A 24,677-nucleotide genomic window follows, 5' to 3' on the forward strand; every position below is an offset into this window, starting at 1 on the left:
ATCTCTACCGGAAGGGAGCAGGGTTTATGCGCATGAGCCGCAATTCTCCCGGATGGCTGAATCTCATGTATGTCCCCGTGCTGCTGCTGTTCTCTCTGTTTATCTACTATCCGTTTATCCAGGGCATCCGCGTATCCTTCACGAACTGGGACGGCTTCAACGCCAACTACAGCTGGATCGGGCTGGACAATTACGTCCGGATGCTTCATGACAAAAATATCGGAACGGTCATCCGCAATACGCTGATCTACGGCGCCGGCAGTACCTTTTTCCAGAATGCCATCGGTCTGATGTACGCTCTTCTGCTGAATCAGAGCATCCGTACCCGGGGACTTACCCGGACGATCGTTTATCTTCCCGCGATTGTCAGCCCCCTGATCATGGGCTATATCTGGTACTTCTTCTTCCAATACCGCGGCGGCGCCCTGAACGACATCGTTCTGCTGTTCGCCGACAAGCCGATCAACCTGCTGGCCAACCCGAATGCCAATGTCTGGATCATCATGGCGGTCAACACGTTCCAGTTCGTCGGCGTGGCGATGATTATTTTTCTGGCTGGCCTTCAATCGATCTCCAAGGATTATTATGAAGCCTCCTCCATCGATGGGGCGGGACCCGTCAGCAAGTTCTTCAATGTGACGCTTCCGCTGCTCGCTCCATCCATCACGATCAACATCGTGCTCAATCTGATCGGCGGGCTGAAGCTGTTCGACGTCATTATCGCGTTGACGAAGGGCGGACCTGGATATGCGTCCCAATCACTGTCGACTCTCATGTACAAAACGTACTTTGGCGCGCAGGATGCGGGATACGCGGCTGCGCTGGGCAACCTGATGTTCCTGATGATCGCCATCATCAGCGTTGCGGCTCTGCTGTTCCTTCGCCGAAAGGAGATTCAGTCATGAAGACCAAAAAAGGAATTACCTATGCGGTATCCATCGCCATTACGCTGCTGCACATTCTGCCATTCTATCTGCTGCTGACCACCTCGTTAAAGCCGATTACCGACCTCAGCTCCAAATGGCGCCTGCCGACGAAGATCGACTGGAGCAACTTCACGAAAGCGTGGGAAGGAGCCGATCTGGGAAGGGCTTTTATCAACAACTTCGTTATCACCGCTTTCGCGCTGCTGATCGTCATCCTGCTGGGTTCCTGCGCGGCCTATCCGCTGTCCCGCTTTCAGACGAAGCTGAACAAATCGGTTTATACGGTCATTATCGCGACACTGATCGTGCCTCCGCTGACCATTTTGGTGCCGCTGTATCAGTTCTATATCGATATTAACGGCATGAACACCTATTGGGGCGTTATTCTGCTGCATGTGACGTTCAGTCTGCCGATGGCGGTCTTTCTGTACACCGGCTTTATCGGGACCATCCCGAGAGAGCTTGATGAAGCGGCGATGATCGACGGGCTCAGCCGGTTCAGACTCTTTTTCACCATTATTCTGCCGCTGCTTAAGCCGATTATGGCCACTGTGCTGATCATGACGGGCATACATGTGTGGAACGACTATCAGTTCTCGGTGTTTTTCCTGCAAAAAGTGGATATGCGCACCATCACCGTCGCGCTGGCTTCGTTCTTTGGCCCGAACACCAACCGCATAAACTGGGTTGCCGCAGGCTCGCTGCTGGCCGCACTGCCCGCGACGCTTCTGTATCTGTTCATGCAGCGCTGGTTCATTTCCGGTCTCGCTTCGGGAGCGGTGAAGGGATAGGGGAGATCACAAGGAAAAATGATGCCCGAAGTGACCCCAAAGAACCCCCACAAAGTGGAGCGTAAGCTTCGAAGCGTACTCAGGTACTTTGCGGGGACCCCGAAGAACCCCCCACAAAGTGGAGCATGGAGCATAGGCTTCGAGGTGACTCAGGTACTTTGCGGGGACCCCGAAGAACCCCCACAAAGTGGAGCATAGGCTCCGAGGTTACTCAGGTACTTTGCGGGGACCCCGAAAATTAAACGGTAAATATTTAGAGGGAGGCTGTACTGTGTCCATTTATTATGACGAAACGCTGAGAGTCTTTCATTTGCAGACCCCTGGGTCAAGCTATGTACTGCAAATTATTCAGGACGGCCATCTGTCGCACAGGTACTGGGGTGCGAGGGTGGAAGCGTTTGGCGACAGCAATCCGGCGGTCTATATGGACCGCCCGCTGTCGGCCAATCCGTATCCGCACAGCAAAGGGAGCGGATTCTCCCTGGATACGCAGCCCCGGGAATATCCGGGCTACGGCACCTCGGATTTCCGGGAGCCGGCCTTTCAATTCGAATGCGAGGACGGTTCGACCGTCGTTGATCTGAGATATTATGGTCACCGGATATTTCCGGGCAAGCCAGTGCTCGAAGGACTGCCGGCGACCTATGCCGAGAGTGATGACGAAGCGGAGACGCTGGAACTGGAGCTGAGGGATGGTCTTACCGGTCTGCGGGCGCTGCTCCACTATACGGTTTTCGGGCAGCATGACGCCATCGCGCGCTCGGCCCGGTTCATCAACGAGGGCGGGGGCAGGCTGAAGCTGCTGCGGGCCATAAGCGCGAGCGTGGACTTTGGTGACGCGGATTTCCGCATGCTTCAGCTGTCGGGCGGCTGGTCCAATGAGCGAAATGTGCTTGTAAGACCGCTGTGCAAAGGCTTGCAGTCCGTTGAAAGCAAACGGGGGGCCAGCAGCGCGCAGCATAATCCGTTCCTGGCGCTCCTTCGGGACGGAGCGGGAGAGCATTCAGGCGAAGTGTACGGATTCAGCCTTGTATACAGTGGCAATTTTTTCGCCGGAGCGGAGGTCGATCAGTACGACACGACCCGGGTCGTGATCGGAATCAACCCGTTCGAGTTCTCCTGGCTGCTGGAGCCAGGAGAGAGTTTCCAGACCCCGGAAGCGGTCATGGTCTATTCGAACACCGGCCTTGACGGAATGTCCGGCGCCTACCACCGGCTGTACCGGTCGCGCCTTGCCAGAGGCAAGTTCAGGGACAAGGAACGGCCGGTGCTGATCAACAACTGGGAAGCGACTTATTTCGATTTCAACGCGGATAAAATTGAACAGATCGCCGTCAAGGCGGCGGAGCTGGGGATAGAGCTGCTCGTGCTGGACGACGGCTGGTTCGGCCACCGGGACGATGATACAAGCTCGCTCGGTGACTGGTTCATTCACGAAGAAAAGCTGCCGAAGGGTCTGGGGGATTTGGCTGAAAGGGTAAAGGCGCAAGGGCTGGAGTTCGGCCTCTGGTTCGAGCCGGAAATGGTCAATCCCGACAGCGAGCTGTACCGGAACCATCCCGATTGGGCGATCCACAGCGCCGGACGCCCTTCCTCCACAAGCCGTAACCAGCTCGTCCTGGATTTCTCGCGCGAGGAAGTCTGCGCCGCAATTGTGGAAATGTTGTCAAGCGTGCTGCGCAGCGCCCCCATTTCCTATGTGAAATGGGATATGAACCGCAACATGACCGAGATTGGCTCCGCCGCGCTGCCGCCGGAGCGCCAGCGGGAAACGGCGCACCGCTACATGCTCGGCCTGTACCGGATGCTGGAGGAGCTGACGAAGGCGTTCCCGGATGTGCTGTTCGAGAGCTGCTCGAGCGGAGGCGGCCGCTTCGATCCCGGCATGCTCCATTACATGCCGCAGACCTGGACTAGCGACAATACCGACGCGGTCAGCCGGCTTAAGATCCAGTACGGCACGAGCCTCGTCTATCCGGCAAGCAGCATGGGAGCACATGTATCCTCCGTGCCCAATCATCAGACGGCACGGATCACGCCGCTTGAAATAAGGGGCCATGCCGCTCTCTCCGGCGTCTTCGGATATGAGCTGGACCTGACGGCTCTTTCGCCGGAAGAGGAGGCGCTCATGAAAGAGCAGGTCGCGCTGTACAAGCAGATTCGGCGGACCGTTCAGTTCGGAGAGTTTCACCGCCTGCTCAGTCCATTTGAAGGAAACGAAGCCGCATGGATCTTCGTCTCCGAAGACGGCGCGGAAGCGGCGGCCTTCTACTACAAAGTTCTGGCCCGTCCGAATTCCGGCCTTCGCACACTGCGGCTTCGCGGATTGGACCCTTCCGTCCGCTACCGGGTGTACGGCGCGGAGCCGGCGGCTTCCGGAGCCATGGCGGATTGGACCTGCGGAACGGCAGACAGCGGCGGGTCAGGAGAGGCAAGCGGCAGTGAAGAAGGTGAGTCCGGCGGGGCCGCCGGTCGCGGAGAAGGCGGGACCGCACGGCATGGCGGTGAGGCGGCCGCGGGAAAAGACGCTGCAAGAATATTCGGCGGCGACGAGCTGATGAACATCGGGCTGCGGGTTCCCGCAAAGCTGCTGAAAGGCGATTTCCAGAGCCATATTTGGCGGCTGGAGAGAGTGGAATAAGCTTGAGCATTCATCTGCGGACCGTTTATCGGCCCAGGCTCCATATCTAGGATGTGGAAAGAGTCGTGTAACTTAGTTCCATTGTTGACCGGCTCCATATCTAGCTGGAGGAAAGAGTGGAATAGCGTACGCGGTACGGATCACTGCGGCAAGGGGGGAGTCCCACAGACGCTGTGGCAAAAGCGGTTTAACCTGATTGCGCAATTCTGCCCAGCGGCGGCCTAGGGAGGATAAACACTTAGCCAAGCGCCTGTGCAAGATTGTTCATGTGGGGCAGCGGTTAGGAGTAGAGTAGTCCCGGTAAGCGCTCGTATCCCTAATTGAGCCCGCCAATCTCAAGCGGCACATGTCTGAACGGGAAAATGTCCCTGTTATTTTCGGGAAAAAGGACATTCGAGGCCAATAAGCGGGAAAAGCTCCAGCTTATTGGCCGCTTCGTATTGATTTAAGGCTAAAACTCAAAATTATGAGGGAGAAATTCCCTCTCAGACTCCATATTGACCGTTTTTTAAGAAATAAGAGGGAGGAATTCCGTTTTAATCCTTCTGTGGCCCAGAGTCTTGCCTACAACCAGCCGAAGTATGAATCGAAATAAAGCCAGCCCGTCTTCATTAACCCGGAGATGGGCTGGCTTTTTAGCTGTTTTCTGCCTTGAAATGTAAAAAGAGCTGCACCGCGCAGAGGTCCTCTTTTACATTAACGGGAGATGATAGAGAATCTGTCATAGAACGCTGCTGTGAAGCTAGAATAAAGACAATTGCCGATAGTTTTATAGACTTTTATTTACGAATGGGTTAAATAACTATGAATTTTTTATTAAATTTACTCGAAACAAGAGGGATTTTACCCTTTTGTGTGAGAAATTTTACATAAATTATACACAGGCTTGATATTTCTGATCTGGATTTGGTTAATTTTGTGTGATACAATATCGCCGGAAGTAGACCAATTAATAGGAGGATTAATAGATTATGGGGAAGAAACGATGGAACAAGCCTCTCGTTTCCGTACTGGCGACTGCCGTACTCTCTGCGCAGGTGCTTGGCGGAATATTCACGGGTTCGCTGTGGGGTGCTAACAAGGCAGAGGCTGCCGCTTCCGGGGGCTCTTTGCTGCCTAAAATTGACCTGCGGTTAATGAGCACGACGGACGTACACACGAATGTATACGGCTGGGATTATTTCAAGAATGCCCCATCTACTTCGGTCGGACTCGCGCGGACGGCTACCTTGATCAAGGCGGCGAAACTTGAGCAACCGAACAACCTGCTGCTAGACAACGGGGACCTGATCCAGGGAACGCCGCTCGGTACATATGAGGCGAAGATTGAGCCGGTGACTCAGGCGGTCTACGATTCCAAGCCCCACCCGATGATTGCGGCGCTGAATGCCCTGGAATACGATGCGGCGACCTTCGGCAATCATGAGTTCAACTATGGTCTGGAATTCCTGGATCGGACGATAAACGGCAGTTCCACCGATAGTGTAAAAACAAAAGCTAATTTTCCTTATATCAATGCGAATATTTATGTAGACGATCATGATAATGATCCGAGCAATGACGTTAACAAGTTTACCCCATATATTATCATTCCTAAAACAGTGACAGACAGCGACGGAAATCCTCACACCATTAATGTGGGTCTCCTTGGTCTCGTAACTCCGCAAATCATGGACTGGGACAAAGCCAATCTGGAAGGGAAAGTCATTACCAAGGACATTGCCGAAACCGCGACGAAATTCATCCCTGAAATGAGATCGACAAGCAATCGTCAAGGTATTGCCGCTGACGTCGTCGTTGTCATGGCTCATACCGGTTTCGATGCTACCGCTGCAGGCGCGGGCGCCGAGAACGACATCAGCGAGCTGAGTCAGGTTAAAGGCATTGATGCCATCACCTTCTCACATACCCATAAAGTATTCCCGACGAACGGTAATAACACTTCGCTGGACGCTTCCTTCAAAGATCCGGCAACCAAGCAGCCTTACAGTTATATTGACAATGTGAACGGCCATATTCACGACGTTCCGGCTGTGCAGGCTGGTTACGGCGGCGGCTTCCTCGGCATTATCGATCTCTCGATCACTCAAGAGAACGGGAAGTGGGTGGTGGACAAGGCGGCTTCCAAAGCTTTGACCCGTTCGGCAGATAAAATTGCCGAGGATCCCGCCATTTTGGCTACGGTTGGGGCCGATCATCAGGCTACTATCGCTTACACCAATACAACGCTCGGCACGACAACGGCTCCGATGAACAGCTATTTTGCCCTGGTACAGGATGATCCGACCGTTCAAATCGTGACCTATGCCCAAAAACAGTATGTGGAAAAAGAAATCGCCACCAATCCAGCCCTGGTCCAATATAAAGACCTGCCGATTCTCAGCGTGGGCGCTCCTTTCAAGGCGGGACGCAACGGCCCTGGCGAATATACGAGCATCGACGCCGGTCCGCTGACGATCCGCAGCGCGAGCGATCTGTATCTGTACGACAACACGCTGAAAGCGATCAAGGTCAAAGGCTCGGTCGTCAAAGAATGGCTGGAAATGAGCGCAGGCGCGTTCAACCGGATCAAACCGGGCATTTCCACACCGCAGTCCCTGCTGAATCCGGCGTTTGCCGTGTACAACTTCGACGTGATTGACGGAATCAAGTACAAAATCGACGTAACCAAGAATGCAAAATACAAACCGGACGGCACGATTAATGACCTATCTTCGAGCCGTGTAACGGAAGTGACTTACAACAATGCGCCGCTTGATCCGAATATGGATTTCATCGTGGTTACGAACAACTACCGCGCAAGCGGAGGAGGCAACTTCCCGGGTGTCAAAGGTTCCACGATGATCATGGACACTCAAACCGAGAACCGTCAGGTCCTGATGGATTCTATCAAAGATGCGGGTACGATTGACCCGACAGCTGATAACAACTGGTCTCTGGCACCGATCAAGGGCAATGTCAATGTGACCTTCACTTCCTCGCCTGACGCGAAGAATGTTCTTCCTGGAAACATCAAGGATACAGGGGTATCCGATGCCAAGGGATTTGAGGTCTACAACCTGAGCATTAAAGAAACGGTTCCCGCTCCTACCCAGGACGTTGAAGTTCACTTGATCGGCATCAACGATTTCCACGGTCAGCTTGACACTACATCCGTGGTCAGCGGAAAGAATGTAGGGACGGCAGCGGTCCTCGCGACTTACCTGAACCAGACCCGAGCAAAATATGTGAATTCTCTGCTCTTCCATAACGGGGACTCCGTCGGCGCGTCGGCTCCGGTATCCTCGCTTGAGCGCGACGAACCGACCCACGAATGGATGAATCTGATGAAATTCGATGTCGGCACCCTGGGCAACCATGAGTTTGACCAAGGCGTCGCGGCACTGAAGTCGCAAATCTTTGGCGGCGTTGATCCGAAGAATAATAAAGTCGTTCATGCCGGTGCGGATTTCGACTATATCAATGCCAATGCAGTAGACAGCAAGACGAACACACCGATTATCAATCCTTACGTCATCAAAGAAATCGGCGGCGTAAAGATCGGCTTTATCGGTGTGGTGACCAAGGCAACTCCAAGCAAGGTTTCTCCTGAAGGCACAGCGGGCGTCCGCTTCCTGTCTCCAGAAGAAGAAGTCCAGGCTATCGGGAAGTACGCAGCCGAGATTCAAAGCCAAGGCGTCCAAACGATCGTTGTGCTGGCGCATGACCCTGCTTCCACCAAGGGCGATGTCACAACGGGCGAAGCCGCCGATCTGGCTAACGCTCTTCCAGCCAACTCGCCGGTTGACGTTATCGTTGCCGGAGACAACCATGCACTGGCTAACGGGGTTGTCAACGGCAAACTGATTGTCCAGGCTTATTCTTACGGTACGGCGTTTGAGGACATCAAGCTTGTAATCGACCATACCTCAGGCGATGTCAAGACGAAGTCGGCCGTTGTGACCACCACCTTCCAAGATGGTGTAACCCCTGATCCGGCAACCGCTACTCTTGTTAACAAGTACCTTAATCTGCATCCGGAGCTGACCAAGCCGGTAGGCACGACGGACGGCACGATTACCCGCACCGACGCTTACAATAATGAGTCTGCTCTTGGCAACCTGATTGCAGACGCTATGATTAGCGCAGATTTCGGCGACGGCAAAGGACCGGCGGACTTCGCGTTCATGAATCCGGGCGGTATCCGGGCGGATCTTCCGAAAGGCAACGTCTCGTTCGGCGATCTGGCCAAAATCCAGCCGTTCGGCAACACGCTAGTGAAGCTGACGCTCACCGGTGCGCAAATCAAGACTCTGCTGCAGCAGCAATGGGGCGTGAAAGCCGACGGAACGGCCGACACCAAAACGCTGCAAATTTCCGGCCTGAAGTATACGGCAAATATGTATCTGCCGGTAGCCAACCGCGTTGCCAGTCTCACCAAGGCTGACGGCACATCGATTAAACCGGATCAAACGTATACTGCGGTTGTGAATAACTTTATGGCGGCAGGCGGAGACAACTACAAAGTTCTGACCCAAGCCAGCGCCTCCGTCGCCGGGCCGATCGACCTCGACGTGTTCTATGATTACATCGTGAAGACCTTCAAGGGCGGAATGATCACATCCAAAATTGAAGGACGCATCACCAACAAACTGAGCCCGGCAGTGGTTTCTTTACCAGGGTCATTGCCAACAGCTGCGCCTAGCCCGTCTGCATCTCCAAGCGGGGCGCCTTCGGCTACGCCGGCACCGAGCGCTACACCGGCTCCTGCCGCATCTTCGGCACCTGTGTTCAAGGATGTGGAGAAAGTCGCATGGGCGAAGGAAGCCATCAGCTCCCTGGCGGCCAAAGGCATCATTAAAGGCGTGGACGGAAGCAATTTTGCACCGGCCAAAAATGTTACCCGCGCGGAATTTGTCACGATGCTTGTGCGCGCTCTGAATCTGGATAATACCGGAGCGAGCAGTGCATTCAAGGACGTCAAGCAGGGCGTCTGGTATTCGGATTCCATCGCCGCAGCGGTTCAGGCGGGCATTGTGAAAGGTTCCGGAAGCGGCAAATTCGAACCGGGACGTGAAATTACCCGTGAAGAAATGGCGATTATGATCGTTAACGCTCTTAAAGGACAGCTTCAGCCGGTGGACAAGAATGCGGCGCTGCAGAAGTTTGCCGACAAGTCCAAAATTGCGCCTTACGCGCAGGAAGCCGTCGCGCAGCTGACTGAGCTTGGAATTGTGAACGGTGTGAATGCCGAGAAATTCGCACCGAAGGGCATAGCCAACCGCGCTCAGGCGGCGGTTATTATCTACCGTATGCTGGAGAAGAAAGCCTCCTAATCTTCCGGCAGCCAAAAAAGGCGTTCCGTCAACCGTCTTCGGACGGCTGCGGAGCGCCTTTTTGATAACATGTTGGAGTCATTCGTGATAATCCTTGCTGGCGGACCAAAATGACGACGCTCTGGCTGCATGACAAAACCTCCTTTTCCACGTTTGAAATGGAAAAGGAGGTTTTTGTCATTGGATGGATCAAAATGATACAGCAGGGATTCGCCGCTTAGATTGGTCGGCCCGGCTTCGCCGCGGTCGTTGCGCCATGGACGAAACCGCCCGAGGCGGACAGCCGGCGATGCGCTTCGGCGGCGCTTACGCCGGCCAGCAGCATGACGATGGCGGTTTTGACCTGGCCTTCCGATTCCCGGTAGGCTTCTTCGATTTCGGCGGCGGACGCTTCCGTGGCAAGGGCGATTATCCGTTTGGCGCGATGGACAAGCTTCTTATTGGAAGGATTCAAATCAACCATCAGATTGCGGTACACCTTCCCGATCCGGATCATGGCGGTGGTGGTCAGCATATTGAGGATCAGCTTCTGCGCAGTCCCGGATTTCATCCGGGTAGAGCCCATGACGACCTCGGGTCCGACGACGGCTTCGATCACCGGGAAGCCCGTTTGCGACATGGGCGTTCCGTGGTTGTTGCAAATGCCGAACACGGCGGCGCCAAGTTCCCCGGCCCGCTTCATTGCTCCGAGAACGTAAGGCGTGCGGCCGCTGGCTGCAATGCCGATGACAACGTCCCCGGCGTTGACGCCGGCGGCTTCCAGATCGGCGGCGCCAAGCTCCTCGCTGTCCTCCGCGCCTTCGACGGGGTCTTTGACGGCTTGGAAGCCGCCGGCAATCAACCCCTGAACCATATCCGGGTCCGTCCCGTAGGTCGGCGGACATTCGGAGGCGTCGAGAATGCCGATTCGCCCGCTGGTTCCCGCGCCGACGTAGAACAAGCGTCCGCCGGAGCGGAAGGCTTCTACGATTCGGTCAGCCGCCGCGGCGATTTGCGGGATCAGCTCCGTGATCACTCCGGCGACCAGCCGGTCTTCATCATTAATCAATGCCATAATTTCAGCTGAATTCAACTGATCGATGGCGCTTGTCTTGTCGTTGGGCTGTTCTGTAATTAAGCCATCAAGAATGGAATCCATCAGGGTTATTTCCTCCTGTCATTGTTGTTCTCTGTATCCGGACCGCCGAACCATTTGCGGGCGAGAAGCGCCGCGCCGACCGAGGGCGGCGGCGCCGAAGTTCCGTCCACAAAATCAAGCGATGGAAATCGGTCCAGAAGCTTGCCGCGGAGCGTTCGCCCAAACAAGGGCGAATGGCCGAAGATGGAGCCGGTCAGTACGACCCGGCTCCCGAGCTTCGCTGGAAGCCGCTTCAGCAGCGCGGCGGCCGTATCCGTTAGCGCTTCGGCTTCCTCTGTGACGATCTGAATAGCGCATGCGTCTCCGCCGGAAGAGGCTTTCAGACATGCCTTGGCAAAGCCGGCGATATCCGCTTTACCCCGCTCTGGTTGATAAATGTAGCTCTTCAAATCGGTAATGCGGGCGAAGCCGTATTCTTCAAGGATGATATCGGTTATTAAGGTCGGCGGCTGAACGCCGTCGAAGCTGCGCATCACCGCTTTGAGCGCGCGCAGGCCGATACTGTAGCCGCTGCCTTCGTCGCCCAAATGATGTCCCCAGCCGCCTGTGCGCCAGTGTGAGCCGTCTGGGGCACAGGCGTAGCAGATCGAGCCGGTGCCGGATATGATTTGAACACCGAACTCCTGCCCCAACGCGGCCATGAGCGAAATTTGCCCTTCGGAAGCGACCGCGACCGGAATATCGCCGGACTCATCGGCTAAGGTCCGGCTAACAGCCGAGCTTATGAGGAAACGTTCCTCAGATGTATCGATACCTGACATTCCGAGGCAGATACCTTCGAGCTGAATATCCTTATGCGGCAGAGAAGACAGCAGTCCGCGAATGGTCTTGTCCAATTCCATCACCGCTTTGTCAAAGGTTGCGCCATGTGGATTGGAGGGACCGCCGGCAAAACGCACGAGGACGGAACCTTGCGAATCTACCGCGGCGGCATCGGTTTTGGTTCCTCCTCCATCAAGACCGAGGTATACCTTCATCGCCAGATCACCACTTTGATTTTTGTCATTATTATAGGTGAACTTGAACAGGATGTAAAACAAAATTTCACGAATAAAAAATATATTGAAATTTTGTTTTACTACACATATAATAGTCTCAATCCAGAATCACGGAGATATGTTAACTCAATTCGTCATGTAATATGACATGTATCACTGAGGGGTCATCACATCTTAAAAGAAATTCAGTGCGAAAGGGAGGTGTTTATGAGTGATGAATGGCGGTCTGATTCGTTTACGGGAAATGCTGGAGTCGCTTAATCCGTCGGAAAGCAAAATTGCTTCTTACATCCTTCAGCATCCCGATGAAATCATTCATCTTTCGGTTGCCGAGCTGGCGCTGAAGAGCGGCTCCAGTCAGGCGGCGATCGTCCGGCTGTGCAAGAGCATCGGCTTCAAAGGCTACCAGGAGCTCAAGATCAAAGTCGCCGGCGATCTCCATACACGGGACCCTGTCATTGCCGGCTATCAGGAGATCCGTCCGAATGACACAGTGTCCGCTATTATGCAGAACGTATCGAATAACAATATTCAGTCGATACGGGATACGCTGACGATTTTGGACCCCGCCATGGTGGAGCTTGCGGTTGAGGCGCTGGACAGGGCGAGACGGATTTACTTTTTTGGCGTGGGAGCGTCGAATTTGATCGCCATGGACGCCCAGCAGAAATTTTTGCGGATTAACAAGACGAGCCTTTCCTTTGCCGATCCCCACGTCCAGCTGACAAGCGCGATAACGGCTGATTCCGGCGATACGGCGGTATGCATTTCGTACTCGGGAGAGACGAAGGAGGTCATCCGGGCCGCGTCCCTGTTCAAGGAACAGGGAGGGACGGTGATCAGCATCGCCAAATACGGCAATTCCACGCTGAGCCGCCAAGCCGACATCCCGCTCTGCACCTCTTCCACGGAAAATGAAATCCGCAGCGGCGCGATGGCTTCCCGGATTACGCAGCTTAATCTGATCGACATCCTGTATCTCGCGGTCGCCAGCCGTAATTATGAGCAGTCCGTTATTTATTTGGAGAAGAGCCGTCAGAGCATCAAGCGGCTTTAACCCGAATCAAGAGCTATGCCTGATTGCAGGTCCACAAAAAAATGTTCTATTATAAATGCTTTATAAAAAGGAGATGGAGATTGATGAAAAAGAGTCTCATGCTGTGTATGATTTTGGTCCTTGTTCTAATGACCGCCTGCGGAAATTCGGACAAAGGAGCCACTTCCGCCAATTCTCCGGAAGCCAAGGATACCGTAACAGTCTGGACATATCCGGTTCACGGCACCTATGAAGATGAACTGAAGGGCTTGGTGTCGGCTTTTGAAACGGAGCATCCGAACATTACGGTCAAGACCGAAATGCTGTCCTGGGCCGAAGGCCCGCAGAAGTTCGACGTGGCGCTGAACGCGGGCAGCCCGCCGGACTTGTACTTCCACAGCGTGGACGGAACGTATGTGAACACAGGCCTGGCGCTTGATCTCGATCCCTACATGACGGATGACATCAAGAATGATTATTTGCCGGGCACGCTGGAGCTTGCCCAAATTGGCGGCAAACAGTACGGGCTTCCGCTGTATCAGTTTGAGTGGGGCTGGGGCGGCAACAAGCGCATTCTCGAAGAAGCGGGGGTAGACTGGAAGAGCATTCAGCAAAACGGCTGGACCTGGTCCCAGTTTACCGAAACGGCCGCAAAGCTGACCAAGAAGCTGGCTAACGGCTCCACACAGTACGGACTGGTGACGGACGGCACATCCCTTGATTTCATTGAAATGCTGACCCGTAACAACGGCATGCCGGACGTTCTGAATGAGAAGGGCGAATTCCAGTGGGGCGACGACCGGATCAAGGATACGCTTAGCTTTATCAAAAATCTGATCGACAAGGGATACATGCCGAAGGAAACCGCGGCGATTGCCCCGGCGAAGCGCTCGGACATGTTCTATGCCGGCCAGGCCGCCATTATTTCCAAGGCGATTCCTTACTATGATGTGATGATCAAGAACCGCAACAAAGATATTGACGCAGGCAAAGTGACCGGTGAAAAAATCGATTTTGTTCTGCTGCCCGTACCGCATGGTGACAATGCGCCGGCCAAAACGACCATGGGCGCCGAAGGCTACATCGCCTTCAAACAGAAGAATGACAAGGGCGAGCAGCACGCCAAGAACACATTTACGGTGATGGAATACCTCAGCAACGCCAAGGCCGGCAATGCCTCCAACGAATTGGTGCTTCCTTTCGTACGCAAATCCCAGGCGGATATGTACGCGGGCAAGGAACTGGGCACGGCTGACACGATTGCGGCTTCGAAAAAAATGGCGGAGAACATTCAGATTCCCGTTACCCTCAGCCTCGATACCGCTAAAGCGGCTAAAATGAAGCAGTTCAAGGAGCAGGTCGTGACGCCGAATATTCAAGCTCTGTACTCGGGAGAAAAGACTCCGGAGGCGATCACGGAAGACTTTAAAGGCAAAGCGGGCCAAATGCTAGGGCAGTAAATTATGTGCAAAGGGGACGGCATCGTCCCCTTTGCGTTCAGCTTAAGCGTTAGGAGGACATTTCATGCAGACGACAATTGCTCCCAAACGGCGGAGCGCCGCCGGGAGGTTTTGGCGGGAATACGGATGGGCTTATCTGTTCATCCTTGCGCCGGTGCTGCTATTTCTCATTTTTACGCTCTATCCGGTCATTTCGGCCCTGGTCATGAGCTTTCAGCAATACAATATTATGCAATCGACCTGGGTTGGCCTGGATAACTACGAGCGTCTGTTCAAGGATGATACGTTCTGGAAGTCCATATGGAATACGGTGGTGTTTACGGTCTGCACGGTTCCGGTCAACATCGTCATCACGTTCGTGCTTGCTCATTTCATCTATCAGATGAAGACGAAATGGCAGACGTTTTTTAAGGCCACCATGTATTTGCCTGCCGTTGCCTCCGGTGTGACCATTTCCATTGTGTGGCTCGCCATTTTTGATCCGACGGATGTGGGGCTGCTGAACCGATTTCTCGGTTTGTTCGGACTTGACCCGGTCATTTGGCTCGGCCAATCGAAGACAGCCCTGTTCTCGCTGATTCTGATGAACTGGCTCGGCTCTCACGGCGCGGGCATTATTCTCTACCTCGCCTCGATGGGCGGGATTCCAAAATCGCTGTACGAGGCGGCGGATATCGATCATGCCAGCGGCTGGACCCAGTTCAAGGCGATCACCTGGCCGCTGCTCAAGCCGACAACCCTGTATCTGCTCGTAACGGGAGTGATCACTTCCTTTCAGGTATTTATCTCGGTCTACATGATGACGCAGGGCGGCCCCAACTTTGCGACGACGACCATCGCTTATCTGATCTACCAGACGGCGTTCAAATTCTACGAATTCGGACTGGCTTCGGCGCAATCGTTCGTGCTGGCGTTTCTGATTATCCTGGTCTCTGTCATTCAGTTCAAATATTTCTCGAGTGACGTCGAGTATTAGGATGAAAGGAGCGGAAGAGAATTGAAATCGAAATCAAAACTGTTTCTGGCCGTGGCCGCCGCCTGTCTGGTAGCCTGGGCATTTGTCACCATTATTCCTCTATATTGGATGATTGTCGGTTCGGTGCAGGATTCGGCATCGTCGGCCAGCTTTCGGCCGGAAATGATTCCCGGAGCCTTATCGATTGCGCCGTACGAGCGCTTCTTTGCCAAAACAGCCGCCTGGCGCTGGCTGGCGAACTCGCTCCTTATCTCCACCGTCTTGACCATAACGAATGTGTTCTTCGCTTCATTGGCGGGATACGCGTTCTCGAAATTGAAATTTCCGGGCAGCAAGGCGGTCTTCTGGCTTTTGCTCAGCACGATGATGATACCGGCACAGGTGACGCTGATTCCGCTGTATGTCCTGGTGGTCAATGTCTTCAATCTCGGCGACAGCTATACGGCGATCATACTGCCGACCGCAGTTACCGCAGGCAACATCTTTCTGATGAAGCAGTACATGTCGTCGCTTCCGACCTCGCTCATTCACGCGGCGCGGATCGACGCCTGCTCCGAATTCGGGATTTTCTGGAAGGTTATTCTTCCTCTCGCGAAGCCGGGACTTGCGGTGCTGGCGATCTTTACCTTTGTCGCTTCCTGGAACGAGTTCTTCTGGCCGTTCCTGATCACCAACTCGGCCGAGATGCGGACGATTCAGGTGGGGCTGGCGTCCTTTGTATTTGCGGAATCGACCGACTTCGGCGCTATTATGGCCGGGGCGACGGTCGGCGCGCTGCCGATGCTGATTCTGTTCTTCTCATTGCAGCGGTATTTCCTGCAGGGCATTACGATCGGCGCCGTGAAAGGCTGAGGCAGCCAAGAAAGCCATAAGCGACTGACAACAGTGTGCCCAAAAGAGCCGATGAACGCCGGGGAGGCGCCTTGGCATCGCGGCACAAACTTTGCTTAAGTGAGGCTATAAAAGGGGGAAGAAGCATGGCACTCGTCGAATTTCGCCAGGTGCGCAAGCAGTTTATCGACCAGAACAAGAAGTCCTTCACAGCGGTAGAGGGATCGGATTTTGTAATTCAGGATAAGGAGTTTGTCGTCTTCGTCGGTCCTTCGGGCTGCGGTAAAACGACTTCGCTGCGGATGATCGCGGGTCTTGAGAAGCAGACAAGCGGCGATATCATCATCGGCGACCGCATCGTCAACGACCTGCATCCGAAGGACCGCGACATCGCGATGGTGTTTCAGGATTATGCGCTGTATCCGCATATGACGATCCGCGAAAATCTGTCCTTCGGGCTGCGCAATCTCAAGAAGCCGAAAGAGTATATTGAACAAAAGGTGCGTGAAGCTTCAAACATACTCGGGCTGGATCATATGCTGGACCGCAAGCCGCGGGAGCTTTCCGGCGGGCAGCGCCAGCGCGTGGCCGTGGGCCGCGCCATCGTACGCGATCCGCAGGTGTTTCTGTTCGACGAGCCGCTGTCCAATCTGGACGCGAAGCTGCGCGTACAAATGCGGGTGGAGCTTAGCGAGCTGCATAAGCGTCTTGGAGCGACAATTGTGTACGTCACACATGACCAGGTTGAAGCCATGACGCTGGGTGAGCGCATCGTCGTCATGAACCAGGGAGTCATTCAGCAGATCGCTTCGCCGGCGGAATTGTATGCCAATCCGAAGAATATGTTCGTCGCCGGCTTTATCGGCTCTCCGGCCATGAACTTTATCGATGCCCGCGTCGAGCGGGACCGCATAATCGTGGACGGCGGATCGTTTGGACTGCCGGAAGATGTCGCGGCGCGCTTGTCGGCTTATTCGGGCAAAGAGATTGTGCTTGGCATCCGTCCGGAGGATATTTACGGGGATGATTTCGCGCCGGGGGTTTCCACGGAGCATCGGCTTCAGGCCCGTATTCAGGTCGTCGAGCATCTGGGCTCGGAGAACCTCGTCTATTTTCATGTGGGCAACCGGCTGGTGACGGCGAAGGTGCATCCCGAAACCCAGGGCTATAACGGACTTAGCAAAGAATTTATTCTCGATCTGAGAAAATGCCATTATTTCGATCCGGCGACACAGGAACGGATAACCGGCAAATAAGCGGTAGCGTCAATTCTGTCTTAAGCAAAGGGGTGCACGCGCAATGAAAAAACTGAACGAGGTACTGATCGGCACCGGAACGGAAATCTACAGAGAGATCATCCCACTTACGCTGCTTGGTCTGACGGGATCGGCCGTACTGGTTCCGGCGATTCTGTTTCTTCCGGCAACGCTGACGCTTCTGCTGCTTCCTCTCATCTACATGCCTTTGATATTCGGCTCGTTCTATGCCTATCACCGCAAAACGGAAGGGAAAAAGCTATCTGTCCGCTCGATGCTGGGCGGCGCAGCGAAGGGCTTCGCGCCTTCTTTCCTGCTCGGCCTGCTGCTTGCCCTGCTGGGCCTGATTTTGTGGTCGACCTGGTGGTATTACGGTGGACGCGGCAGTTTGGCGGGCCGGGCGGTTGCCATTTTTCAGACTTATTTCGTGGCGATGGCACTCATTTCCCAGTTCTATACGCTGCAATTGGTTATTCAGCGGGAAATGGGTATCTTCAAGGCGATGGGCGAGAGCGTGAAGCTGTTCTTCCGGCATCCTGCATATACGATCGGGGCGTTCTTTCAAGCGGTGTGCGTCGGCGTAATGCTGGCCGTAACCGTCGTAGGCTTTTTCGCTCTCTTCAACGGCATGCTGGCGGTCTATTCCCATAAGGCCGTCCACAATGTTCTTAACCCGGAGGAGGCGGACGAAGCGGAGGAAGGGCAAGCGACCGGAAATGCCGTCTATGCGGGTAGGGAACGGTTATGAATAAAGCCGAAGGGGGAATGATCATGAACCTTGGCGGCGAAAAGATAGCTGTGGAACCGGGCCGCGAAGGGAGCGCTCCGCTTCTGACGGAGGCCGCTCCTCGCGGGAGAGCCTGGGGACGAAAGGATGAGCCCCGCCCCTGCGTTCGCACCGGCGCCGACCGGCTTGCCACCGGTCTCGGCCATCCGCTGCTGGATGGACGGCGTCTCGGCCTTGTCACGAATCCGACGGGAATCACGGCGGATTTCCGCTCTACCGCGAGCGTCTGCGCGGAACTGCCGTCTTCCCGGTTGACGGCGCTGTTCGCCTGCGAGCATGGCATACGCGGCCAGCATCAGGCGGGCATACGGTTTGAGGACGAATGGGACGAACGATTCGGCGTTCCGGTGTACAGTCTGTACGGCAGGCACACCCGGCCGCAGAGCTACATGCTGGACAATGTCGATACGGTGGTGTTCGACGTTCAGGATGTTGGGATACGGTTCTACACCTACCTGTCCACTCTGCTGTATGTCATGGAAGCTTGCGCGGCGAACGGCAAAAGTCTGCTCGTGCTGGACCGGCCAAACCCGCTCGGCGGTCTCGTCTGCGAAGGCGGACTGCTGAAGCGAGGATACGAGTCGATGGTGGGCGCCTGGACCCTGCCGATTCGTACGGGCATGACAATTGGAGAACTGGCGCTGATGGCTAGCGACAAGAAAGGGCTTGGCTGCGACCTCGCGGTCATCCCGATGGAGCGCTGGGAACGCCGCATGGAATATGGCGGCACCGGCCTGCCGTGGATGCTTCCATCGCCAAATATGCCGGACGTCGATACCGTCAGGGTATACGGGGGAACGTGCTTTTTCGAAGGGACGAATCTGTCCGAAGGGCGGGGAACGACGCGGCCGTTCGAGTGGATCGGGGCGCCTTGGCTGGACGGTGAAGGTTTCGCGGAAGCGGTGAACCGCCATGAACTGCCGGGCGTTTATGCCCATCCGGTGTATATGACGCCGTCTTTTTCCAAGCATCAAGGAAATCTGTGCGGCGGCGTGCGTCTGTTCGTAACGGACCCGGACCGCTTTCAATCCGCTCTGACCGGACTTGTTCTGCTGCATGAAGCGAAATCGCTGTACCCGGAGCATTTTGAATGGCTAGCGCCGCCGAAGGCGGGCTCGCGGCATTTTATCGATTTATTGACCGGCGGGGACGAAGTCCGGAACGCCATCGGGCGAAGGGACGGCCTTGTCCGGATTACGGAAACCTGGCTTAAAGAAAGCGAGGAATGGAAGGAGATGCGTCGGCCCTATCTTTTATATTCGTAAAAGGGCGACCCCCGCAAGTTTCAGTTACGAAAGGAGAAGTGACAGCATGGAGCGGCAGAATGAGGAAATGCTCATAACAGCGAAAGGAGCGGTGGACAAGGGCATCGCCTCCGGTGCGCCCGGTAACGGAGCGCCGGGGAACCCGCTGCCTTGCGGAGCGAACGCACCGGACGGCGAAACAGCGGAGATCGTGGAAGACCAGCTCGCCGGAATGAGCCTCAGAGATAAAATCGGCCAGATGTTAATCTGCGGCTTCTACGGGACCTCCATGGATGGAGATCTTCGGCGTCTGATCGCCGATTATAAAATCGGCGGCGTCATTTATTTCGCCCGCAATGTGGAATCGCCGGCTCAGATCGCCCGGCTTACCGAAGAATTGCAGGACGCCGCTGCGAAGAGCGGCACGCCGCCGCTCTGGATTTCCATCGACCAGGAAGGCGGAATGGTCGCGAGGATTACCGAAGGCGTCGCGCTGATGCCGGGCGGAATGGCCATTGCCGCCGCCGGGTCGGAGGAGGACGCCTATTTGGCCGCTTACGCCAGCGGCCAAGAGCTTGCCGCGATGGGGATTAACTTGAATTACGCCCCGGTGCTGGACGTGAACAACAATCCGGGCAATCCGGTAATCGGCGTGCGATCCTTCGGCGAATCGCCGGAGAAGGTCGCGCGGTTCGGCGCGCAGACGCTCCGCGGCTTTCAGGATGCCGGTGTCGCGGCGACGGCCAAGCATTTTCCCGGGCATGGCGACACCGATGTGGATTCCCATCTCGACCTGCCCACCGTGCCGCATGACCGGAAGCGCATGGAAGCAGTGGAGCTGAAGCCATTCAGGGAAGCGGTACAGGCGGGCGTGGACGCTATTATGTCTGCGCATATTTATTTTCCCGCGCTGGAGAGCGGGAAGTTGCCAGTGACCCTCTCGAAGGCGGCGCTTACCGGGCTGCTTCGCGAGGAGCTAGGGTTCGAAGGCATCATTACGACCGACTGCATGGAAATGAACGCCATTGCCGAGCATTTCGGCACGGCCCCGGCTTCCGTCATGGCGGTCGAGGCCGGCGCGGACCTTGTTCTGGTCAGCCATCGCCTCGACCGCCAACTCGGCGCCATTGGAGCCATCGAGCTGGCGGTGAACGAAGGGAGACTGAGCACGGAGCGCATCGACGAATCGGTGCGCCGTCTGCTTGCTATGAAGCTGCGGCGCGGCGTGCTTGGCGTTCGGCTGTCATCAGAGGACGCCCTGAATGCCGGGCTGCCGCCAGTGAGCGATCCTGACAAATCCGCTGCCGTCACGCTGCCGGTTAAAAATGATTCCGACCTGGGTTTTCCCGACATGACCGATCCGGCAGCGGACGTCCCGCATACGGCGGATTTGACTCTCCTGAACAGTGCGGAGCACCGGGAGATTGCCCGGCGAATCAGCGAAGCGAGTGTGACGCTCGTGCGGCACAGCTTACCAATGCTTCCGCTCGGCGGGGAGCGCACGCTCGTCGTCACCATCGCGCCGGGGGCGGTTACCCAGGCCGACGAATCGGTGGCGGTAGGCCCTGGGCTGGGTTCCGCTCTGAAGCGGCACGGCCTGGATTGCCGCGAGATTGTCGTCCCTCCAGCCGAAATCGCCGGGCGCCTCGATTCGCTGGTCCGCGAAGCGGCGTCCGGGGGATATGGGCATCTCGTTGTCGGCACGTACAACGCGCAGTTCGACGCTGCTCAAATCTCGCTGGTGAAATCCCTGCTCGCGCTGGGGAAACCGCTGGCTGTGGCCGCGCTGCGCAATCCCTATGATCTGCTGGCATTTCCGGAAGTGCAGGTGTACGCGGCAGCCTACGAGTCCCGTCCGCTTGCGCTGGACAGCATGGCGAAGGCGCTTCTGGGCCTCACTCCGTTCCGGGGACGCCTGCCCGTATCGCTTGGAGAGCTGCATCCGGCCGGGTGGGGACTTGTGTTATGATCGGGCCTCTGTGGAACAAGCAGAGGGCAACTGTCCTCGGACTGATGTCCGGTACTTCGCTTGACGGCATCGACGCGGCCATTGTGTCCATCGAAGGCGCCGGGCTTGAGGCCAAAGCGAAGCTGCTGCATTACTACAGCGTCCCATATGACGAAGCGCTGCGCGAGCGGATGAAGGAGCTGTGCACAACCGAGCGCTCCTCGGTGGACCTCGTATGCGGCATGAACGTCTACCTTGCCGAGAAATTCGCCGAGGCATCCATAGCGGCTGTTCGCAATGCGGGGATGGACATGGAAGACATCGATCTGATCAGCTCGCACGGCCAGACGGTCTGGCATATACCCGAAGGAGACAGCGTTGATCCTTATAAGGTCCGCTCCACACTGCAATTGGGCGACTTATCCGTGCTCGCCAAGCGGACCGGCCGCCCGGTCGTCGGCGATTTCCGCCCGGCGGACATGGCGGTCGGCGGCCAGGGCGCGCCGCTCGCCCCGTACGGGGACCTGATCCTGTTCCGTCATCCGTCAAAGGGGCGGCTGCTGCAAAATATCGGGGGCATCGGTAACTGCACCGCCCTGCCGGCCTTCGCCGGACCCGAAGACGTATTCGCGTTCGACACGGGTCCCGGCAATATGGTGATTGACCAGGCCGTGTATCTGTTGTCGAACGGCAAATTGACCTATGACGAAGGCGGCTCCTGGGCCGCGCAGGGCCATGCCGACGAAGCGCTGATTGCCGAGATGCTGGAGCATCCGTATTTCGCTGCGGAGCCGCCGAAATCGACGGGCCGAGAGCTGTTCGGCAAGGCGTATGCCGCCGAATTCGTCTCCCGGGCCGCGGCGCGGGGGCTGGACGGAAGCGATATTGTCGCGACGGCGACCGCCTTCACAGCCCGGACGATTGCGGAAGGCTGCAAGCGCTTTGTCTTTCCCCGCTGTTCCATAGCCGAGATCATCGTCAGCGGCGGCGGTGCGCACAACCGTACGCTGCTGAATATGCTGCGGCAGCTGCTGCCAGGGCAGGACGTTCTTACTTCGGGCGAACTGGGCGTCAGCGACGATGCGAAGGAAGCGGTCATTTTCGCGCTGCTGGGCAATGATTTCATGCACGGCATCAGCAACCATCTGCCTTCCGCCACAGGCGCGAGCCGCTCAACGGTGCTGGGCAAGCTGGCTTTTCCTTGAAGAAGATGATGGATCGTCTGCATTTGTAAATACAACAAATTGCAAAATGAAAGTTGACAAATTAAGATTCAGAGGGTAATATACAAAACATCATGATAACCGAGTAAACATATTGGAATTAAATAACCTGTCGCTTAATGTTGACCGGAACTCCGGAGACGTCTTTCCATAAATCTATGGAAAACGTCTCTTTTTTTGTCCAAAGATACGAGACAAGGAGGAGTCAATTGAATGAACAGACCCAACATTTTGATGATTACGACAGATCACCAGCTGAGAATGCGGTTGAATGAAAGGAGGTGAGATGATGGGAACAGTCACGAAAATGGAGCTTCCCAAAGAACGCTACGGCCTCCGTATGAACCACCGCACGCGCAAGCAGTTGTGGTGCTGGGCCTTTATCGCTCCGCAGCTGACGCTGCTGCTGCTGTTTACGGCCTATCCGATCGTAATGAGTTATATTTATGCTTTTTTCGATTGGAACGGATATGGGTCACCTAAAGATTATGTGGGATTGGGCAATTTCGTTGAGACGCTGACAGACCCCATTTTCTGGAACGCATTTCGGAACAGCCTGTTATTTATGGTCAGCGTAGTTGTTATTCAGGTTCCGCTGGCGCTTCTGGCAGCGCTGCTGCTGAACGCGGGCTGGCTGAAAGGAAAGGTGCTCTACCGTACGATTTACTTCCTGCCGGTCGTGACCACGACAGCTGTCGTCGGCCTGGTCATGCGTTTCATATTCGGCGCGTACAAAGGAGTCGTAAATGAGGTGCTGATCAAGCTGGGTCTGCTGTCCGCACCGGTGGACTGGCTTGGCTCGATTGATACGGCGTTCATGGTTGTCGTTCTGGTCGGCATTTGGAAAAGCTTTGGCATGAAGCTCGTGTACTGGCTCGCCGGCATTCAATCGCTGCCCAAAGAGGTGATCGAATCGGCCAAAATCGATGGGGCTTCAGCGTTTCAATTGCTGCGGCATATTACGGTTCCTTTAATCATGCCGGTGGGCAGCGTCATCCTGCTTATGTCTGCGGTGAACGCGCTGCATGTCTTCGATTTGGTCAAGTCGATGACGGACGGGGGACCAGCCTTCAGAACGGATATGGTCGACGTGTACATTTACCGTTATGCCTTTTCGGGGAACGGCGAGGCGCGCGTCGGATTTGCATCAGCCGCAGGGGTACTGTACGGCCTTGTTGTAATGCTTATCTCGCTCGCGTTTGGGCTGCTGGTCAAATGGACCGGCGGCAGGAGCAAGACCAGGTTGTAAGGAGGCGGCAGAAATGAGTTTCGGCAAAAAAAGAAAGTCCGCAGGGATTACGGTTGTTCATATTTTGCTGATCACGCTCGGCATCGTCTGGATTTATCCGTTTATCTGGATGATCATGTCTTCGTTTAAAACAAACAGCGAATATATCGTTTCCGGGATAAACCTGCTCCCTGAGAAATTCCAATTTGAAAACTATGCAAGAGCGTGGAAAACGGCGCAATTTTCCGTCTATTTCTGGAATACCGTCACCATCACGGTTTCGGTCGTGGCAATAGTTCTGGCCGTCTGCTCTCTCACGGGGTACGCCATCGGGCGCTATCGTTTCACAGGACGAATCGCATTAATATCCGTTATTACTGCGTTGATGTTCATGCCCAAAGGCTACACGATCATTCCTGTCTATACGCTCGTGAATAAGCTTGGGCTGAACAACTCGCTGCTTGGAGTAATCCTGGCGGAAGTTGGAGGGGCTCACACGCTGTTCATTCTACTGTTTGCGGCATATTTCAGGGGCCTTCCGAAGGAGTTGTCGGAGTCGGCGGAGGTGGACGGCAGCGGGTTTGTCCGGACTTTCGTGCAAATTATGCTTCCCCTGTCCAAACCGATCCTCGCGACGACGGCGATTATGCAGTTCATGTGGACGTGGAACGCGTTTCTCATGCCGCTCATCTTCACGCTTAACAAACCGGAGCTGCGCACGCTTGGTGTCGGAATGTATCAATTCGTCGGCGAGAATACGATGGATTGGACCGGGATGGCGGCAGCGGCCAGCATCTCGCTGGTGCCAATTCTGGCGGTATTTATTGTGCTGCAGAGATATTTCATTGAAGGTGTATCCGGAGCAATCAAAGGATAGGC

17 protein-coding genes are annotated in these 24,677 nt (G+C 55.5%); 15 read left to right on the forward strand and 2 right to left on the reverse strand.

What is annotated here, in order from left to right:
• Window positions 1–26 precede the first annotated feature (26 nt).
• The 4 genes from PUR_RS08425 (at window position 27) to PUR_RS08440 (ending at window position 9,673) form a co-directional block, all read left to right on the forward strand.
• Window positions 27–905, forward strand: coding sequence for a carbohydrate ABC transporter permease (locus tag PUR_RS08425; protein WP_179037810.1), 879 nt, complete (start codon window positions 27–29; stop codon window positions 903–905).
• A complete protein-coding gene (locus PUR_RS08430) occupies window positions 902–1,717 on the forward strand; it encodes a carbohydrate ABC transporter permease (RefSeq protein WP_179034861.1) in 816 nt (271 codons plus the stop codon). The genes PUR_RS08425 and PUR_RS08430 overlap by 4 nt, the downstream gene beginning before the upstream one ends.
• 271 nt (window positions 1,718–1,988) lie before the next feature.
• Complete coding sequence (locus tag PUR_RS08435) at window positions 1,989–4,358, forward strand: alpha-galactosidase (RefSeq protein WP_179034862.1); 2,370 nt, start codon at window positions 1,989–1,991, stop codon at window positions 4,356–4,358.
• A gap of 971 nt (window positions 4,359–5,329) precedes the next feature.
• Window positions 5,330–9,673 carry a bifunctional 2',3'-cyclic-nucleotide 2'-phosphodiesterase/3'-nucleotidase gene (locus PUR_RS08440; RefSeq protein ID WP_179034863.1) on the forward strand — a complete coding sequence of 1,448 codons (4,344 nt, stop codon included), beginning with the start codon at window positions 5,330–5,332 and terminating at the stop codon, window positions 9,671–9,673.
• 217 nt (window positions 9,674–9,890) lie between these two features.
• Here the strand turns inward: PUR_RS08440 and murQ are convergent, their stop codons facing one another.
• Both murQ and PUR_RS08450 read right to left on the reverse strand, forming a co-directional pair.
• Window positions 9,891–10,811, reverse strand: coding sequence for an N-acetylmuramic acid 6-phosphate etherase (gene murQ / locus PUR_RS08445; RefSeq protein WP_179034864.1), 921 nt, complete (start codon window positions 10,809–10,811; stop codon window positions 9,891–9,893).
• Window positions 10,812–10,816: 5 nt separating this feature from the next.
• Complete coding sequence (locus tag PUR_RS08450; RefSeq protein ID WP_232101770.1) at window positions 10,817–11,788, reverse strand: N-acetylglucosamine kinase; 972 nt, start codon at window positions 11,786–11,788, stop codon at window positions 10,817–10,819.
• Between the two features lie 235 nt (window positions 11,789–12,023).
• Between PUR_RS08450 and PUR_RS08455 the strand changes: the two genes are divergently transcribed.
• The 11 genes from PUR_RS08455 to PUR_RS08505 all read left to right on the forward strand — a co-directional run bounded on the left by PUR_RS08455 (window position 12,024) and on the right by PUR_RS08505 (window position 24,675).
• Entirely contained in the window at window positions 12,024–12,866 is an 843-nt protein-coding gene (locus PUR_RS08455) for a MurR/RpiR family transcriptional regulator (protein ID WP_124694885.1), read from the forward strand.
• Window positions 12,867–12,949: 83 nt separating this feature from the next.
• Complete coding sequence (locus PUR_RS08460) at window positions 12,950–14,305, forward strand: ABC transporter substrate-binding protein (RefSeq protein WP_179034866.1); 1,356 nt, start codon at window positions 12,950–12,952, stop codon at window positions 14,303–14,305.
• 64 nt (window positions 14,306–14,369) lie between these two features.
• Window positions 14,370–15,281, forward strand: coding sequence for a carbohydrate ABC transporter permease (locus PUR_RS08465; RefSeq protein WP_179034867.1), 912 nt, complete (start codon window positions 14,370–14,372; stop codon window positions 15,279–15,281).
• Between the two features lie 21 nt (window positions 15,282–15,302).
• Window positions 15,303–16,133, forward strand: coding sequence for a carbohydrate ABC transporter permease (locus PUR_RS08470; protein ID WP_179034868.1), 831 nt, complete (start codon window positions 15,303–15,305; stop codon window positions 16,131–16,133).
• A gap of 125 nt (window positions 16,134–16,258) precedes the next feature.
• Window positions 16,259–17,368 (forward strand): ABC transporter ATP-binding protein, encoded by a 1,110-nt coding sequence (locus PUR_RS08475; RefSeq protein WP_179034869.1) that lies wholly within the window; start codon window positions 16,259–16,261, stop codon window positions 17,366–17,368.
• A gap of 43 nt (window positions 17,369–17,411) precedes the next feature.
• On the forward strand, window positions 17,412–18,116 hold the full coding sequence (locus PUR_RS08480; protein ID WP_179034870.1) for a hypothetical protein: 705 nt from the start codon (window positions 17,412–17,414) through the stop codon (window positions 18,114–18,116).
• 23 nt (window positions 18,117–18,139) lie between these two features.
• On the forward strand, window positions 18,140–19,420 hold the full coding sequence (locus tag PUR_RS08485) for a DUF1343 domain-containing protein (RefSeq protein ID WP_179037811.1): 1,281 nt from the start codon (window positions 18,140–18,142) through the stop codon (window positions 19,418–19,420).
• Between the two features lie 46 nt (window positions 19,421–19,466).
• The gene (gene nagZ / locus PUR_RS08490; RefSeq protein WP_232101771.1) at window positions 19,467–21,368 is read left to right on the forward strand and encodes a beta-N-acetylhexosaminidase; all 1,902 of its coding nucleotides are present in this window, start codon (window positions 19,467–19,469) and stop codon (window positions 21,366–21,368) included.
• Window positions 21,365–22,552, forward strand: a complete 1,188-nt coding sequence (locus PUR_RS08495; RefSeq protein WP_179034871.1) for an anhydro-N-acetylmuramic acid kinase — start codon at window positions 21,365–21,367, stop codon at window positions 22,550–22,552. The genes nagZ and PUR_RS08495 overlap by 4 nt, the downstream gene beginning before the upstream one ends.
• A gap of 304 nt (window positions 22,553–22,856) precedes the next feature.
• Window positions 22,857–23,819, forward strand: coding sequence for a carbohydrate ABC transporter permease (locus PUR_RS08500; protein WP_179034872.1), 963 nt, complete (start codon window positions 22,857–22,859; stop codon window positions 23,817–23,819).
• A 13-nt stretch (window positions 23,820–23,832) separates the two neighbouring features.
• Window positions 23,833–24,675 carry a carbohydrate ABC transporter permease gene (locus tag PUR_RS08505; RefSeq protein ID WP_179034873.1) on the forward strand — a complete coding sequence of 281 codons (843 nt, stop codon included), beginning with the start codon at window positions 23,833–23,835 and terminating at the stop codon, window positions 24,673–24,675.
• Window positions 24,676–24,677: the final 2 nt, after the last annotated feature.

This window comes from Paenibacillus sp. URB8-2, from assembly GCF_013393385.1.
In the GTDB taxonomy this organism is placed as follows: domain Bacteria; phylum Bacillota; class Bacilli; order Paenibacillales; family Paenibacillaceae; genus Paenibacillus_AQ.